General features: G+C 60.8%; 13 protein-coding genes. 10 read left to right on the forward strand and 3 right to left on the reverse strand.

Annotated features, from left to right (window positions below):
* Positions 1 to 167: 167 nt before the first annotated feature.
* Genes ccoG through ccoS form a run of 4 tightly spaced genes read left to right on the forward strand, consistent with a single transcriptional unit; the run spans position 168 to position 4,652 of the window.
* A complete protein-coding gene (gene ccoG, locus FJ958_RS27950) occupies positions 168 to 1,727 on the forward strand; it encodes a cytochrome c oxidase accessory protein CcoG (RefSeq protein ID WP_140748289.1) in 1,560 nt (519 codons plus the stop codon).
* Positions 1,724 to 2,221: a FixH family protein gene (locus FJ958_RS27955; RefSeq protein ID WP_140748292.1), complete on the forward strand. Its 498-nt coding sequence runs from the start codon at positions 1,724 to 1,726 to the stop codon at positions 2,219 to 2,221. Before ccoG ends, FJ958_RS27955 begins: the two co-directional genes overlap by 4 nt.
* Positions 2,218 to 4,500: a cation-translocating P-type ATPase gene (locus tag FJ958_RS27960; RefSeq protein WP_140748295.1), complete on the forward strand. Its 2,283-nt coding sequence runs from the start codon at positions 2,218 to 2,220 to the stop codon at positions 4,498 to 4,500. Before FJ958_RS27955 ends, FJ958_RS27960 begins: the two co-directional genes overlap by 4 nt.
* On the forward strand, positions 4,497 to 4,652 hold the full coding sequence (gene ccoS / locus FJ958_RS27965; RefSeq protein ID WP_140748298.1) for a cbb3-type cytochrome oxidase assembly protein CcoS: 156 nt from the start codon (positions 4,497 to 4,499) through the stop codon (positions 4,650 to 4,652). Before FJ958_RS27960 ends, ccoS begins: the two co-directional genes overlap by 4 nt.
* A gap of 86 nt (positions 4,653 to 4,738) precedes the next feature.
* Here ccoS and mgtA read toward each other — a convergent pair whose 3' ends face one another.
* On the reverse strand, positions 4,739 to 7,345 hold the full coding sequence (gene mgtA, locus FJ958_RS27970; RefSeq protein WP_140748301.1) for a magnesium-translocating P-type ATPase: 2,607 nt from the start codon (positions 7,343 to 7,345) through the stop codon (positions 4,739 to 4,741).
* A gap of 77 nt (positions 7,346 to 7,422) precedes the next feature.
* Positions 7,423 to 8,235, reverse strand: a complete 813-nt coding sequence (locus tag FJ958_RS27975) for a universal stress protein (protein WP_140748328.1) — start codon at positions 8,233 to 8,235, stop codon at positions 7,423 to 7,425.
* 735 nt (positions 8,236 to 8,970) lie between these two features.
* On the opposite strand from FJ958_RS27975, the gene FJ958_RS27980 reads away from it, so the two are divergent.
* Positions 8,971 to 10,461 (forward strand): PAS domain S-box protein, encoded by a 1,491-nt coding sequence (locus FJ958_RS27980; RefSeq protein WP_348642228.1) that lies wholly within the window; start codon positions 8,971 to 8,973, stop codon positions 10,459 to 10,461.
* Entirely contained in the window at positions 10,448 to 11,062 is a 615-nt protein-coding gene (fixJ, locus tag FJ958_RS27985; RefSeq protein ID WP_140748307.1) for a response regulator FixJ, read from the forward strand. The genes FJ958_RS27980 and fixJ overlap by 14 nt, the downstream gene beginning before the upstream one ends.
* Here fixJ and FJ958_RS27990 read toward each other — a convergent pair.
* Positions 11,059 to 11,328 (reverse strand): hypothetical protein, encoded by a 270-nt coding sequence (locus FJ958_RS27990; protein ID WP_348642227.1) that lies wholly within the window; start codon positions 11,326 to 11,328, stop codon positions 11,059 to 11,061. The two genes, fixJ and FJ958_RS27990, sit on opposite strands and share 4 nt — an antisense overlap.
* Before the next feature lie 323 nt (positions 11,329 to 11,651).
* Between FJ958_RS27990 and FJ958_RS27995 the strand changes: the two genes are divergently transcribed.
* The 4 genes from FJ958_RS27995 to FJ958_RS28010 all read left to right on the forward strand — a co-directional run bounded on the left by FJ958_RS27995 (position 11,652) and on the right by FJ958_RS28010 (position 14,217).
* Positions 11,652 to 12,089, forward strand: coding sequence for a DUF2267 domain-containing protein (locus tag FJ958_RS27995; RefSeq protein ID WP_140748310.1), 438 nt, complete (start codon positions 11,652 to 11,654; stop codon positions 12,087 to 12,089).
* A 3-nt stretch (positions 12,090 to 12,092) separates the two neighbouring features.
* Positions 12,093 to 12,788, forward strand: coding sequence for a phosphoribosyltransferase family protein (locus FJ958_RS28000; protein ID WP_140748313.1), 696 nt, complete (start codon positions 12,093 to 12,095; stop codon positions 12,786 to 12,788).
* Positions 12,789 to 12,826: 38 nt separating this feature from the next.
* Positions 12,827 to 13,273 carry a pyridoxamine 5'-phosphate oxidase family protein gene (locus FJ958_RS28005; protein ID WP_140748316.1) on the forward strand — a complete coding sequence of 149 codons (447 nt, stop codon included), beginning with the start codon at positions 12,827 to 12,829 and terminating at the stop codon, positions 13,271 to 13,273.
* A 299-nt stretch (positions 13,274 to 13,572) separates the two neighbouring features.
* Positions 13,573 to 14,217: a helix-turn-helix domain-containing protein gene (locus FJ958_RS28010; protein ID WP_140748319.1), complete on the forward strand. Its 645-nt coding sequence runs from the start codon at positions 13,573 to 13,575 to the stop codon at positions 14,215 to 14,217.
* The last annotated feature ends 214 nt before the right edge of the window (positions 14,218 to 14,431 follow it).

The following is a 14,431-nucleotide window of genomic DNA, read 5'->3' on the forward strand; positions in this document are numbered from 1 at the left end:
GGAGACCTATTCCCTGCCCTCTGCCGCCAAAGCGACGAGGCCCGGCTATGCCGGGCCTCGACTGTTTTGTGGACTGATAGCGGATTGACTTGCATCAACGCGGCCTGGACCGCCATGCGGCAAACCTGTCCAACGCGAGATCATCGGCTACGCGTTTGGAGATACCTGTGCTGGATCAAACACAGATAGAACGGCTTGAGGCAGAGCCGGTCAATTCCGCCAAGATGCGGCAGCCGCTTTATGCGGCGCGCAAAAAGATCTTTCCCAAGCGTGCTTCTGGTCGGTTTCGCCAGTTCAAGTGGGTGGTGATGGCCATCACCCTTGGCATCTACTACCTGACACCGTGGCTGCGGTGGGACCGCGGCCCATACGCACCGGACCAGGCGGTGCTGGTGGATCTCGCAAATCGGCGTTTCTACTTCTTCTTCATCGAGATCTGGCCGCAGGAATTCTACTACGTCGCTGGCCTCCTCGTGATGGCCGGGGTCGGCCTCTTCCTGCTGACGTCGACGGTCGGGCGAGCCTGGTGCGGCTACGCTTGCCCGCAGACCGTCTGGGTCGATCTGTTTCTTGTCGTCAAACGGGCGATCGAGGGTGATCGCAATGCACGCATGAAACTGGACGCCGGACCCTGGACAATTCGCAAGCTCGGCCTTCGTACGGCCAAACATCTCATCTGGCTGGTTATCGCCATCGCGACAGGCGGAGCATGGATCTTCTATTTCGCCGATGCGCCGACGCTGCTTGGAGAGGTCATCACGGGCGCTGCAGCACCTATCGCCTACATCACGATCGGTGTGCTCACAGCGACGACCTACACCTTCGGCGGACTGATGCGCGAACAGATCTGCACATACATGTGCCCATGGCCGCGGATTCAGGCAGCCATGCTTGACGAGAGTTCGCTGACCGTCACCTACAATGACTGGCGCGGCGAGCCGCGTTCGCGACACGCCAAGAAAGCCCAGGCGGCGGGCCTTCCAACAGGGGATTGCGTCGATTGCAACGCCTGTGTTGCCGTCTGCCCGATGGGCATCGACATCCGCGACGGCCAGCAGCTCGAATGCATTACCTGCGCTCTGTGCATCGATGCCTGCGACGGGGTCATGGACAAGCTCGGCAGAGAGCGCGGACTGATCTCCTACGCCACGCTGACCGACTACAATGCCAATATGGCCCTGGCCACGGCTCAGGGGACGTTGCCCATCACGCCTTCGTTGATCAGGACCGGTGACGGAGAATTTTCCGACAAGGTTGCCCACTTCCACCTGAGGAAGATCTTTCGGCCACGCACCTTCGCTTACATGGGCCTATGGTCCATGCTCGGCCTGGCATTGCTCTACTCGCTTCTGACACGCGACCGGCTTGAAGTGAACGTGCTCCACGACCGCAACCCGCAATTTGTCACTTTGTCGGATGGCGCCATTCGCAATGGCTACACGGTCAAGCTTCTCAACATGATCCCGGAGCCGAGGACAATTGTCGTCAGGCTGGAAGGGCTCGAAGGCGCGGAAATGAGCCTCGTTGGCAGCGAGCTTCCGGCAGGGCGCTCCTTTGCGATCCCGGTCGAACCCGACCGTTTGAAGACGCTGAAGATTTTCGTGCGCCTTCCAGTCGCTCGGATTCAGGGTGCAACGCAGACCTTCAGGTTCGTGGCCGAGGACAAGGCATCATTCGAGTCGAACCAATACACCGCCACCTTCAACGCGCCGGAGAGCAGCAAATGAGTGTCGCGACACGGAGGCCCCGCGAATTCACCGGTCGGCACATGTTGGCCGTCTTCGTCGCTTTTTTCGGTGTCGTCATCGGAGTCAACGTCTTGATGGCGACCATTGCAAACACCACTTGGACCGGCCTCGTCGTCGAAAATACCTTTGTCGCCAGCCAGCAGTTTAACAAGAAGGCCGAGCAAGGCCGCGCCCAGGCATCACTCGGCTGGAAAAGCCAACTCGTCATATCGGGCGGAGACATCCGCTACAGCCTGGCGGATGCCTCCGGCAAGCCGGTCGCATTGCACGGCGTCAAAGTGATGTTTCGCCACCCGGCATACGAGAAAGGAGACAAGCTGGTCATTCTGGCTTCGGGTGTTGGACAGGAATTCGCCGCGCGCCATCAGCCAAAAGACGGGGTCTGGATCGTGGAAGTTGATTCGGACGCGGGGCTCTCCGAGCCGTATCGCGAGGTTCGGCGGCTCATCATCGCCCACGGTGAGATCCAATGAGTTGTTGCGCACCCGGCGTTGAGTCCGCGCTGGATCTGGGCGGCTCGACTGCAAATCTACCATCGAGCCAGGAAATCAACCTGGCAAGCCGGCCGCTTGGCGACGGCATCATCCAAACCGACCTTTCCGTGCCCGCGGTCCATTGCGGCGCCTGCATCCAGATTGTCGAGACGGCGCTCGCCGGCCTTGAGCGGGTCGAGAGCGCGCGCGTAAACCTGTCGACCAAACGCGTCTCGGTCCGCTGGCGTGATGGCGCAGTGCCGCCATTCGTGGCTACACTTGGCAGGCTTGGCTACGACGCGCACCTTTACGATCCGGCAGCCGACCAAAGTGACGAGACGTTGTCGGAATTGATTCGCGCCGTGGCTGTGGCGGGCTTTGCCGCGGGCAACATCATGCTCCTTTCCGTCTCGGTCTGGTCTGGAGCGCAGGGCGCGACGCGTGACCTGTTCCATTGGGTATCGGCGCTTATTGCCATTCCCGCGCTTGCGTTCGCCGGCGGCATCTTCTTTCGCTCGGCCTGGACCGCTTTGCGGCATGGTCGCATGAACATGGATGTCCCGATCGCGGTGGGCGTCTCTCTGGCCTATGCAATGAGCCTTTACGAGACGATCAACCATGGCGATCACGCGTATTTCGATGCCTCGGTATCGCTCCTCTTTTTCCTGCTGATCGGCAGAACGCTCGACCATGTCATGCGTGAACGCGCGCGAACCGCTGTGAAGGGCTTGTCGCGGCTTGCCGCCCGCGGCGCGACGATCGTGCGCGGCGATGGTTCGCGCGACTATCTGGCTGTCGAGGAAATTGAACCTGGAATGCACGTGCTTGTGGCTGCGGGCGAAAGGGTTCCGGTGGACGGACGGATTGTCAAAGGGACATCGGATCTCGATTGTTCCCTGGTCTCCGGCGAGAGCACGCCGCGAAACGCATCCATCGGACAGATCGTCCAGGCCGGCATCCTCAACCTGACCGGACCGCTGACGATCGAATGTACAGCTGCGGCGAAGGACTCGTTTCTGGCCGAGATGGTTCGGCTGATGGAGGCCGCCGAGGGCGGACGTGCGAAGTACCGCCGCATCGCCGATCGGGTCTCGGCGCTCTATGCCCCGGTGGTTCACCTCACCGCCTTTGCGACATTCCTCGGATGGATGGCCGCCACCGGCGACTGGCATAGGTCCATTACCATCGCGATCGCCGTCCTGATCATCACTTGTCCCTGCGCGCTGGGCCTCGCGGTGCCGATCGTGCAGGTGGTCGCCGCACGGCGCTTGTTCGAAAACGGCATCATGGTCAAGGATGGTTCAGCGATGGAGCGTCTGGCAACAATCGATATCGCGGCGTTCGACAAGACAGGTACGCTCACCCTCGGACAGCCCCGCCTCGTCAATGCGCCGTCGATCGACCCGGCCATGCTGGCGATCGCGGCCGACATGGCCTCGAACTCTCGCCATCCTTTCTCAAGAGCGATCGCCGGTTTTGCCGGTCCCGGCGGGCAAATGAAATTCGACGACGTCACCGAACATCCGGGTTTTGGCATTGAGGCCGTTGCGGCGGGAAGCACCTGGCGGTTGGGCCGGCGGGGCTGGGCAGGGTGGAAAGCCAGAACCGGGGGTGAAGGCAAGCATGGCTTCGGCGGAACGGTCTTGGCGAAGAACGGCATGATCGTGGCTACCTTTGAATTCGACGATGCGCTGCGCTCCGACGCCCGGACAGCTCTGATCCAGTTGGAAGACGCTGGAGTTTCAATCGAAATGCTGTCCGGCGACACGGCGCGTGCCTGTGGCCAAGTCGCGCAGACGCTGGCTATCGGCAACTTCGTTCCGTGCCTCTTGCCGTCCGGAAAGGTCGAACGCGTGGAAGACCTCGCGAGAGCCGGGCACAGGGTTCTGATGGTCGGCGACGGCTTGAACGACACGCCGGCGCTCAGCGCGGCGCACGTCTCCATCGCTCCAGCCACGGCGGCCGACATCGGCCGCAGCGCCGCGGACTTTGTGTTCCTTCGCGAAAGCCTCCTGGCGATTCCCTTCGCGCTGGACGTTTCGCGAAAAGCGGACCGGCTCATTCGCCAGAATGTCGCCCTGGCCATCATCTACAATGCGATCGCAGTGCCAGTCGCGATCCTGGGCCACGTCACGCCGCTGATCGCGGCCGCCGCGATGTCGATTTCCTCGCTGTTGGTCATTGCAAACGCGTTGCGCCTGCATGAATCCGTCCGGCGCAAGCGCCCGTCTTCCGACACGCTCGGTTCCAAAGCCCAACCCTCGGCCGCTCTGTCATGACAACGCTCGTCTACCTGATTCCGGTCGCTCTCTTTCTTGGCACACTCGGCCTTGTCGGTTTCCTTTGGGCCTTGAAGAGTGGTCAATATGAGGACCTTGACGGCGCCGCGGAACGCATCCTGACGGATCAGGAAGACAAACCTGCGCGGTAACTTGCGAGAAGACAAGGGCGCGAGCACAGTATGGGCCGCCATCGTGTTGACCGAGAACAATGAGCCTTGCGTTTCAGGTGCTTGCGTCATGCTCCATGGCGAGCGTCGACGCCTCGCTCACGCGTGTGTCGCCGGCGGTGGATTTCCTGTCCAAAGAACCATCGTTTGGTGGCTTCGGATGCCCCCAGATACGTTGCCGTGATTGCGAGAAGGCCGGAAAGGACGGTCAACGGCAACGGGACGAACCCAAATGCGGCTGACAACGGCACATAGGGAATGGCGACAGCCGCAAAGCCGACCGCCACGGTCAGCCAGGCCAGCGCCTTGCCGGGGCGGCTTGCCCAGAACGGTTTGTGCGTGCGCACGATCAGCACGATCGCCAGTTGGGTCATTAGCGACTCGACGAACCACGCCGTCCGAAATGCGTCGGGGGCGGCGTGAATGACGAGCAACAGAAAGGCAAAAGTCGCGAAATCGAACATGGAGCTCAGCAAACCAAAGCTGATCATGAAGCGCCTGATGATGTGGATGTCCCATCGGCGCGGCCGGCTGGTCTGCTCCGCATCGACATTGTCCGCGGCGATTGCCAGCGATGGAATGCTGGAGAGCAGATTGTTCAGCAGGATCTGCGTTGCCAGCATCGGCAGGAATGGCAGAAACAAAGATGCGACCGCCATGCTGATCATGTTGCCGAAATTGGCGCTGGTGGTGATCGAGATATATTTCATCGTGTTGGCGAAGGTCTTGCGCCCATCGTCGACACCGCGCACGACGACACCCAGATCTTGCTTCAGAAGGATGATGTCGGCGGCCTCCCTGGCGACGTCGACGGCCGTGTCCACCGAAATGCCGATGTCGGCCTCGTGGAGGGCCGGCGCGTCATTGATGCCGTCTCCCATGTAGCCGACGACGTGTCCGTGGCTTCTGAAGGCTTCGACGATGCGTTCCTTCTGGTTGGGATCGATTTCGACAAAGAGGTCCGTGTTTTTTGCGCGCCCGAAGAGTGCGCTCTTGGTGAGCTTTGCCAGATCCTCGCCTGTCATGATGCGATCCGAGCGCAGCCCCACCGCGTCGGCAAGGTGTGCCGCGACGTAGCGATTGTCCCCGGAGATGACCTTCACCGCGATGCCGCGATGACCGAGTGCCGCCAGCGTTTCACGCACCCCAGCCTTGGGCGGATCAAGGAAGAGCAGGAAACCTGCGAAGTCGAGTGCAATCTCGTCGTCTCTGGTGCAATGTGCCCGCTTTTCGTGCTCACGAACAGCCACGCCGAGCACACGGTAGCCATCGGCGCTCCAACCGCGGAACTTCGCCTCGATTGCATCGCGCTGCTCGGAACCAAGCGGTTCCGACCCCTTTGCGGTACGAACCGAGCTGCAGGCCTCAAGCACATTCTGAACCGCGCCCTTGCAGATCAGAAGGTCGTCAGCTCCTTTGCCGCGCACGACGACCGACAGCCTCTTGCGGATGAAATCATACGGAATTTCATCGACTTTGACGAAGGCTTCCTGATTGGAGCCGCCACCTTGTGCTGCTGCTATCGCTTCATCCAAAGGGTTTTTCAGTCCGGTCTGCAGGCACGCATTGAGACGCGCCCAAAGCAGGATGTCGGCCGACGGATTGCCATCGACGTCAACCCATCCGTCAAGATGGATAACCCCTTCCGTCAAGGTTCCGGTCTTGTCGGTGCAAAGCAGATCCATGCTGCCCAGGTTTTCGATCGCGTCGAGACGCCGCACGATGACCCCATTTGCCGCCATGGCGCGCGCGCCTTTGGCCAACGTCACAATGATGATGGCCGGGAGCAGTTCCGGCGTGAGGCCGACCGCCAGAGCCAGGGAAAACAGCAGGGACTCGATCAAGGGCCGTTGCAGCAGCAGATTGGCAAAGAAAACAATGATGACGATTGCCAGCATTATCTCGGTCATCAGGTAGCCGAACCGCCTGATCCCCTTGGCAAATCCTGTTTCAGGAATATTCCGTTCCAGAGCCGCGGCGATGGAGGCGAACTCGGTGCGGCTTCCGGTATTTACGGCCAGCATGGTGGCGGTCCCGCTGCGCACCGACGTGCCTGTGAACACCGCGTTGGAGCGCTTGGCAATGGGAGCATCCGGCGCCGATCGCCCCGGTGCCTTCACGGCCGGAAATGTCTCGCCGGTGAGCACGGCCTCGCTGACATTGAAATCACAGGTTTCGAGGAGGACACCATCCGCTGGAATCAGATTCCCGGCCGAGAGCCGCACTATGTCGCCCGGTACGATCCCCTCGGCATCGACGGAGCGCTCGGCATTGTCGCGCAAGACGGCCGCCTTGCGCGAAATGCGCTGTTTCAGTGCTTGCGTCGCCCGCGAGGCGCCGTATTCCTGCGTGAAGCTCAGCGCGCAGCTCGCCAACACGATCACGCCGATGATCGCGGCCTCCTGGCCATCTCCAACGAACGCCGAAACGACGGCGGCAAAGATGAGGATGAGAACGAGCGGGCTGCGAAATTGCCGGCCGAACACGCTCAGCGCCGAAGAGCTGGTTTGCGATGTCGGACTGTTCCGGCCGATTTTGGCGAGCCGCGCTTCGGCTTCGGCGCTCGCTAGCCCCGTCGCCGACGCTTGCAGACGCTGCAACAGCTCGCTGCTCTCGATTGACCAGTAGGCGCCTTGCGGACTTGCAATGCCTATCGAAGCGGGGGCGGACTGCATGTTGCGTTTCCTTTGCTGCCGGCCAATCCAGATCGCTGGGTTGGCCGACAGCAATCAGCGTGCATGACGAGAGAACATCAGTAGGAAAGGAGACGGTTGATACCGCTGTCTTCGAGCAATGTCCGCGTGACGCCGCCAAAGGCCCATTCTCGCAGCCGGCTATGACCGTATGCGCCCGAAACGATCACATCGGCGTGGATCGATCGTGCGAATTCCAGCAGTTGCTCGCCATCCCCCTCGGCCGCGATGAGTTCAGAGCGTGCCTTGATGCCGTGAACGCCGAGGAAGGCGATGACATCGTCCAGGCTGTTGCGGATACTGCCATCAGGATCCGTATCCATGTTCGCGACGACCACGTCATCCGCCTTCGCCATCATGGGCAATGCATCCGAAACCGCCCGCCGGGCTTCCCTCGTGTCCTTCCAGGCGAGGAGCACGGCCTTTATCGGCACGACTTCGACATTGTTCGCGCAGACAAGGACGGGCCGGCCGGCACCAAGTGCAAGGCTGCCGAAATCCACGGCCCGATACACATTGCCCTTCTGCTCGCTTCCGACGATGAGGAGATCGGCGGCGCGGGCGGAGACCGTGAGGAAACGCGTCGGGCCGCAGACCGCTTGGCCCCATTCGCTGTTGATCGACGCTGGAACCAGTCTCGCGAACGCGGACTTGAGTTCGCCCAGTCGCTTTTCGATTTCCTCTCGTTGGATCTGCATGATCTCGCCTTCGAAGACCAAGCCGTCGCCGGTGGTTACGAGAGGCGGCACATCAGCCGCGGCCAGGCCGATGAGGCGGGCGCCAAATCGACCGGCAAGGTCAACGGCAACCTTCAGGATTGGATCGGGGGCCGTATCCACGGCAAGATTCACGGCGATTGACTTGTAGGACATTGTGGCGACCTCGCGAGGGATTGAGCGCAGCATCCAGTGCATTCATCCGCGCCCGGCGCCTTGACGCGCATCAAATCCAGAATCCGCCTGCGACGGACATCCGTTGCTGGTTTTGCGTGATTACAAAGCGATTGAATGATAGATCAGCCACCGAGCTGTTCTGCGCATCGGGAACTTCATGTGAACACCGAAGGAGTACCAATCTCGTCCGACGGCATGGCAATGCTGAGATCTGCATTGTCACTTGGAGACAGCGAGATCGGCAGGTTGATCATGTCCTGTGACTGGCCGAAGTCGCCGATCGGTCCAATCGCGTCGTGGTCCCGGACGCTGACAAGCACAGTGTGCACAATGCTGCCGGCAAAGGTTCCGATCGTACTGTTCTGGGGGCCGGAATATGTCGCCCTGTACAATGATGCCCACATCCCTTCGCTCGGCGAAAAACACCCATGGGCATACGGCAGGCCCGCGGTGGAAAGCCGCGCGGAGTTGTGGGCGGACCTCGAACCGCTGCTTCGCAAGGTCCGCGAACGCGGAGAAACCGTCGTCGCAAAAGCCCGCCCGTTCCATATGGAGCGACATGGTTTTGGCGAGGAAGCCTATTTCGATATCTCGTATTCACCGGTCGTCGACGATGATGGCACGATCGGCGGCGTTCTCTGTTTTGTGAATGAGGTCACCGATCGCGTCGGCGCCGATCGGCGGACGCAGGCCGAACTCGAGCAGTTGGCGTTGATGTTCGACCAGGCTCCCGGTTTCATGACGCTGCTGCGCGAACCGGGTCACATTTTCGAACTGACCAATACAGCCTACCAACGCCTTATCGGGCAACGACAAGTCATCGGCAAATCGGTTCGCGATGCCCTGCCGGAACTTGAGGGACAAGGCTTCTACGAGCAGCTCGACCAGGTGTTCCAGACCGGCGAACCGTACCGGGGCCGTGGGGTCAAGATCATCCTGCGAAACAAGAATGACGAGGCTGTCGAAGAGCGCATCCTGGATTTCGTTTACCAACCGATCAAGGCCGACGATGGCCGCATCACAGCCATCTTTGTCGAAGGCAATGACGTCAGCGAACTTTCGTTTGCCAATGCCGCCCTGCAGCTTCGCGAAGACCATTTGCGCTCGATCCTGGCAACGGTGCCCGATGCGATGGTCGTCATCGATGAACAAGGCCGCATTCAGTCCTTCAGCACCGCGGCCGAAACATTGTTCGGTTTTCGGGCAAGTGAAGTCATCGGCCAGAACGTCAATATCTTGATGCCGTCTCCCTATCGCGGCGAGCACGATGCCTACCTGCACCGCTACCTCACGACGGGAGAACGCCGGATCATTGGGCTCGGCCGCACCGTCACCGGTATGCGCAAGGATGGCTCCACCTTCCCGATGGAGCTTGCCGTGGGCGAAATGAACCCGGGGACCGGACGGTTCTTTACCGGCTTCTGCCGCGATCTGACGGAGCGTCACCGGGCGGAAGCGAGAATACAGGAACAGCAGATGGAACTGCTCCATATGGCGCGGTTTACCGCGCTTGGAGAGATGGCCTCCACCTTGGCGCACGAGATCAACCAGCCGCTCACCGCCATCACCAATTACCTGAAAGGCAGCCGCAGGCTGCTTGAGAAGAGCACGGAAGAGAACGCCCCGATGCTTCGCGACGCGGTCGAGAAGGCGGCCGAACAAGCTCTTCGGGCCGGTGAAGTCATTCGACACCTTCGCGACTTCGTTGCGAGGGGCGAGAGCGAGCGCCAGGTCGAACGGTTGCCCGCGTTGATCGACGAGGCCTCATCCCTGGCGCTCGTGGGCGCGAGGGAAATGGACCTGAAAGTCTCTTTCAAACTTGATCCTGCAGCCGAACTCGTGCTGACCGATCGCATCCAGATCCAGCAGGTCCTGCTGAACCTGATGCGCAACGCGGTGGAGGCCATGCAAGGCACGCCGCGGCGCGAGTTGCACGTCACGACCGTCGCACGAGCGGACGGCATGGCGGAGGTCAGTGTGATCGATACGGGGAGCGGACTTTCGCCGGAGGTTTCCGCCCAGCTTTTCCAGCCATTTGTAACGACCAAGAAGCAGGGTATGGGTGTCGGGCTGTCCATTTGCCGCACCATCGTGGAGTCGCACGGTGGGCACATCTGGGCCGAGCCTATGCCCGACGGGGGAACAGCCTTTCGATTCACCTTGCGCATCATCGAAAAGGAAGAGGTCGCCAGTGGCCGCCATTGATCTCGTGCATGTGGTTGACGACGATGTGGATGTTCGCAAGTCGCTCGGTTTTTTGCTGGCGACTGCCGATTTTGCCGTTCGCCTGCATGAATCGGCAACGGCATTCTTGACTGCCGCCACCGACCGCCTGGAAGGCTGCGTCGTGACCGATGTCCGCATGCCCGGCATCGATGGGATTGAACTGCTGCGAGAACTCAGGAAGCGGGGTTACAAACTGCCGGTCATTGTCATGACCGGGCACGCGGATGTGGCGCTTGCCGTTCAAGCGATGAAGGAAGGCGCTGCCGATTTCATCGAAAAACCCTTCGACGACGAAGCCCTGCTCGGCGCGATCCGCTCCGCCTTGGATAACAGCAATCAGCTGAACGCCACGCATCCCCAATCCGCCGACATACAACGACGTCGGTCGACGCTGTCGGAACGGGAACGGCAGGTTCTCGATGGGCTTGTCTCCGGCATGCCCAACAAGACCATCGCCTATGACCTGGGCATCAGCCCCCGCACGGTTGAAATTCATCGCGCCAATGTCATGAGCAAAATGGGCGCCGGCAGCCTTTCGCATCTCGTGCGCATGGCCTTGATCGTCGAATCGAAGAACTAAGGCTGGCTGGCAGGCCGGTCGGTCGTTGCCCTGTCGACTCTCCGCCAGTCACGCCAATGCGTGGGCCGGATTTCGACACGCACGCCGCTTGCGGCGTTCTGCCAGCCCCCGAGGATCTTCTTGCACGGAAAGACAAGCGCATGCTCGCCGTCTTCGTCCAAGACGGCCAGTTCAAGCTCCCGGTCAAACGGAGCGCTTTGGATCGGTTCCCACATTATTTTCATATGATCCGTGCGCGCACCAAGCGCCGCCTTGATCTGAATCATTTTTGTGAGCCACCGCATCATTGTTTAGACCACCGGCGCGGCTGACGCGAAGCCGGTCACTGCCGGCACACCGCTGTCCGCTTCTTCGTCGCCGGGGCAGCAGGCATTCACCGCTCGTCAATCGGACAGCGTTGCGGAAGCTGCTTTCGTCGATCGGACGTCACCGCCAGGTGGCCGTCCGCGGCGCGAAGATGTGGGTCACGAACCTACAGATGGCCAGCCGTTCCAGCGTCGTCGGCGCGGATAGTATGACTTGATCCAACGCAATGCGCGGACAGGGAAGAAATTGGACACTGGCGGGAAATCTTCAGGGAACACGCGCAATGACCCATTTGTCCCATTCTTCCTTTGGCGGATTTAGCCACGCTTCACAGCAGGCGGAGCATTGGGTCAAGGAACTCGCCAGGGATCTCAACTGGAGCGAGCCGAGCGCCTATCGGTTGATGCGATCCGTTCTGCACACGTTGCGGGACTGGCTGTCGACAGCAGAAATGGCCGACCTTTCGGCACAACTGCCCGTGTTGATCCGCGGCGTTTACTTCGACGGCTGGAAGCCATCCTCGACGCCTGTGTGCGAAAGAAAGAAGCGCGACTTCATCGCCAGCGTCAGAGCAAGCTTCGGCTATGATGACGACGTCGATTTCGACGTCGCCCTCAATGCTGTCTTCGCGCTTCTCGAACGCCACATATCGCATGGAGAGATCGTCCAGGTGAGAAACTCCCTGAAGAAGTCGCTTCGTCAACTTTGGCCGGCGGACTGAGCGATGTTTCGTGACCGAAAGGATGCCGGAGAGAAGCTTGGCGCCGAGTTGGCAAAGCTTCAATTGCACGAACCGGTCGTGCTGGCACTCCCGCTTGGTGGCGTTCCGGTCGCGGTGGAGGTGGCCAGGGCACTCAATGCTCCTCTCGACCTGCTCATCGTCTGCAAGGTTGGCGCACCAGGCAACCCGGAAGTCGCAGTCGCGGCCCTTGTGGATGGCGAGCCGCAGGACGTCGTTCTCAACCGGGAAATCATTGAAACCTACGCACTCGACGATGCGGCTCTCGCTGCCTTGATCCGTGCTGAACGCCCGGAACTGGAACGTCGGCGCCTGGTCTATCGCGGCAACCGAAAGCCCTTGTCGGCTGCCGGAAAAACCATGGTCGTCGTCGACGACGGAGCCGCGACAGGAATGACCATAAAGGTGGCGATACGCGCGCTGAAACGCCGCTCTCCCAGAGAGATCGTTGTCGCAATTCCTGTCTCTCCCCCGGATGCGGTGGCGGATCTCGCGCGCGAAGCGGATCGGGTCGTATGCCTCAGTCAGCCGGGCCAATTCCGCGCATTGAGCTATCATTTCCTACGCTTTCCGCGGGTTTCGGACGAAGAGGTCACGGCTGGCTTGACCGAGGCAGCCAGCCGGCACGTCATCCGATATGGTGGCGAAAATCCGCCGGCGCCCGCGCCGGCGCCGACGTGACGAATTTCGACAGTCACGAAAGATAGGAGATCGCACCGATGCTCATTCGAACGCTTTCCACCCTGGAGTGTACGAAGTTGCTGACCGCCAATCGTGTGGGCCATCTGGCATGCGCGAAAGACGGACAACCTTATGTCGTGCCAATCCACTACGCGCACGCCGACAACCATCTTTATGCGTTCTCCATGCCCGGTAGGAAGCTCGACTACATGCGCGCGAACCCGATGGTTTGCGTTCAAGTCGGCGAACGCGGCGAAGGGAGAAACTGGAAAAGCGTGGTTGTCGAGGGTCGTTTCCAGGAACTGCCGGACCGCCTCGGCCACAAGCTGGAGCGGGATCATGCCTGGACGATGCTGAGCAAGCACACCGACTGGTGGGAGCCTGGCGGCCTTAAGCCGGTCTCGCCGCCGGTGTCGGATAGCGCCCCTCACGTATTCTTCAGAATTTCCGTAGAGCAAGTGTCCGGTCGAGAGGCCAAGGACTAGGGCGGGCCAGGCGGGAGCAGCGGCACATTGCCGGTATCCTGGTATTTCCACTCAGGACCGTCTCCCGATCGTCAATGCCGAGCCCTTGCCAGGCCCATGCGGGAGGCGCGATGCCATCGAAATCGTCCGGGGCGGTCATGGCCCAGGGTTCGAAGGTATGCGGCGCGGCGCATGCGTCGAGGGGGTGAGCGGAATGGCGCTACCAGTCAGTCTAGGTAATATCCCTTAGGGACATAACCGAATTTCGCGACAGCTGGATTCGCGCGATTGCTGTGACACGGATCAACCGGGGAACAGCCATGCGCGCCTACACCGCCTCCCGAATTGCACTGCCTTCGCAATCCGCACGAATGGGCCCAAGTGCGGCATTCGACAATGCGCCGCAGCCGGTCAGTTTCCATACCGCCGGCTCGGAAATCTATGCTCAGGGCGAGAAGGCCGGAGCCTTCTACCAGATCGAGTTCGGCGCCGCTCGCATCTACCGTCTGCTTGCCGACGGCCGCCGACAGATCAGTGCCTTTCACCTTGCCGGCGAGACGTTCGGCTTCGAAGCGGACACGACGCATCATTTCTTTGCCGAAGCCATCAACGCGACCGGCGTCCGCGCCATCCGGCTCGCGGCTGACGCGGACGTCTCCCGTCAACTGCTCCCCCTTGCGCTGAAGGGTCTGACGCGGGCACAGGAGCATCTGCTGGTTCTCGGGCGCCAGACTGCTGTCGAACGCGTAGCGGCGTTCCTCCTGGACATGGCCGAGCGCCAGGGTGGGCTACAGCCGGTCGAACTGCCAATGTCGCGGATGGATATCGGCGACTATCTGGGCCTCACCATCGAGACCGTGTCGCGCGTGTTCACCAAGCTGAAGGACAAGGGCATGATCCGCCTGCATGGCCTGCGCAATGTTGAGATCGTCAGATACGAGGCCCTGCGCAACATCAGCGAATGACATTTGATCCATCTCGCCGCCGACCGTTCAACTGCGCGTGAAGGGCTCTGCCCTTGATGGAAATCAAAGCGGCATGAGAATCGTCGTCCCATTCATTGCCCGGACCAGCCGAAAACTTTTCGATTAGGGGACGAACTCATGAATTACCAGCGGTTCTTCGAAGAAGCGATCGACCAGCTCCATGCCGAGCGTCGCTACCGCGTCTTCGCCGACC

The organism is Mesorhizobium sp. B2-3-5, assembly GCF_006442395.1.
GTDB lineage: Bacteria > Pseudomonadota > Alphaproteobacteria > Rhizobiales > Rhizobiaceae > Mesorhizobium.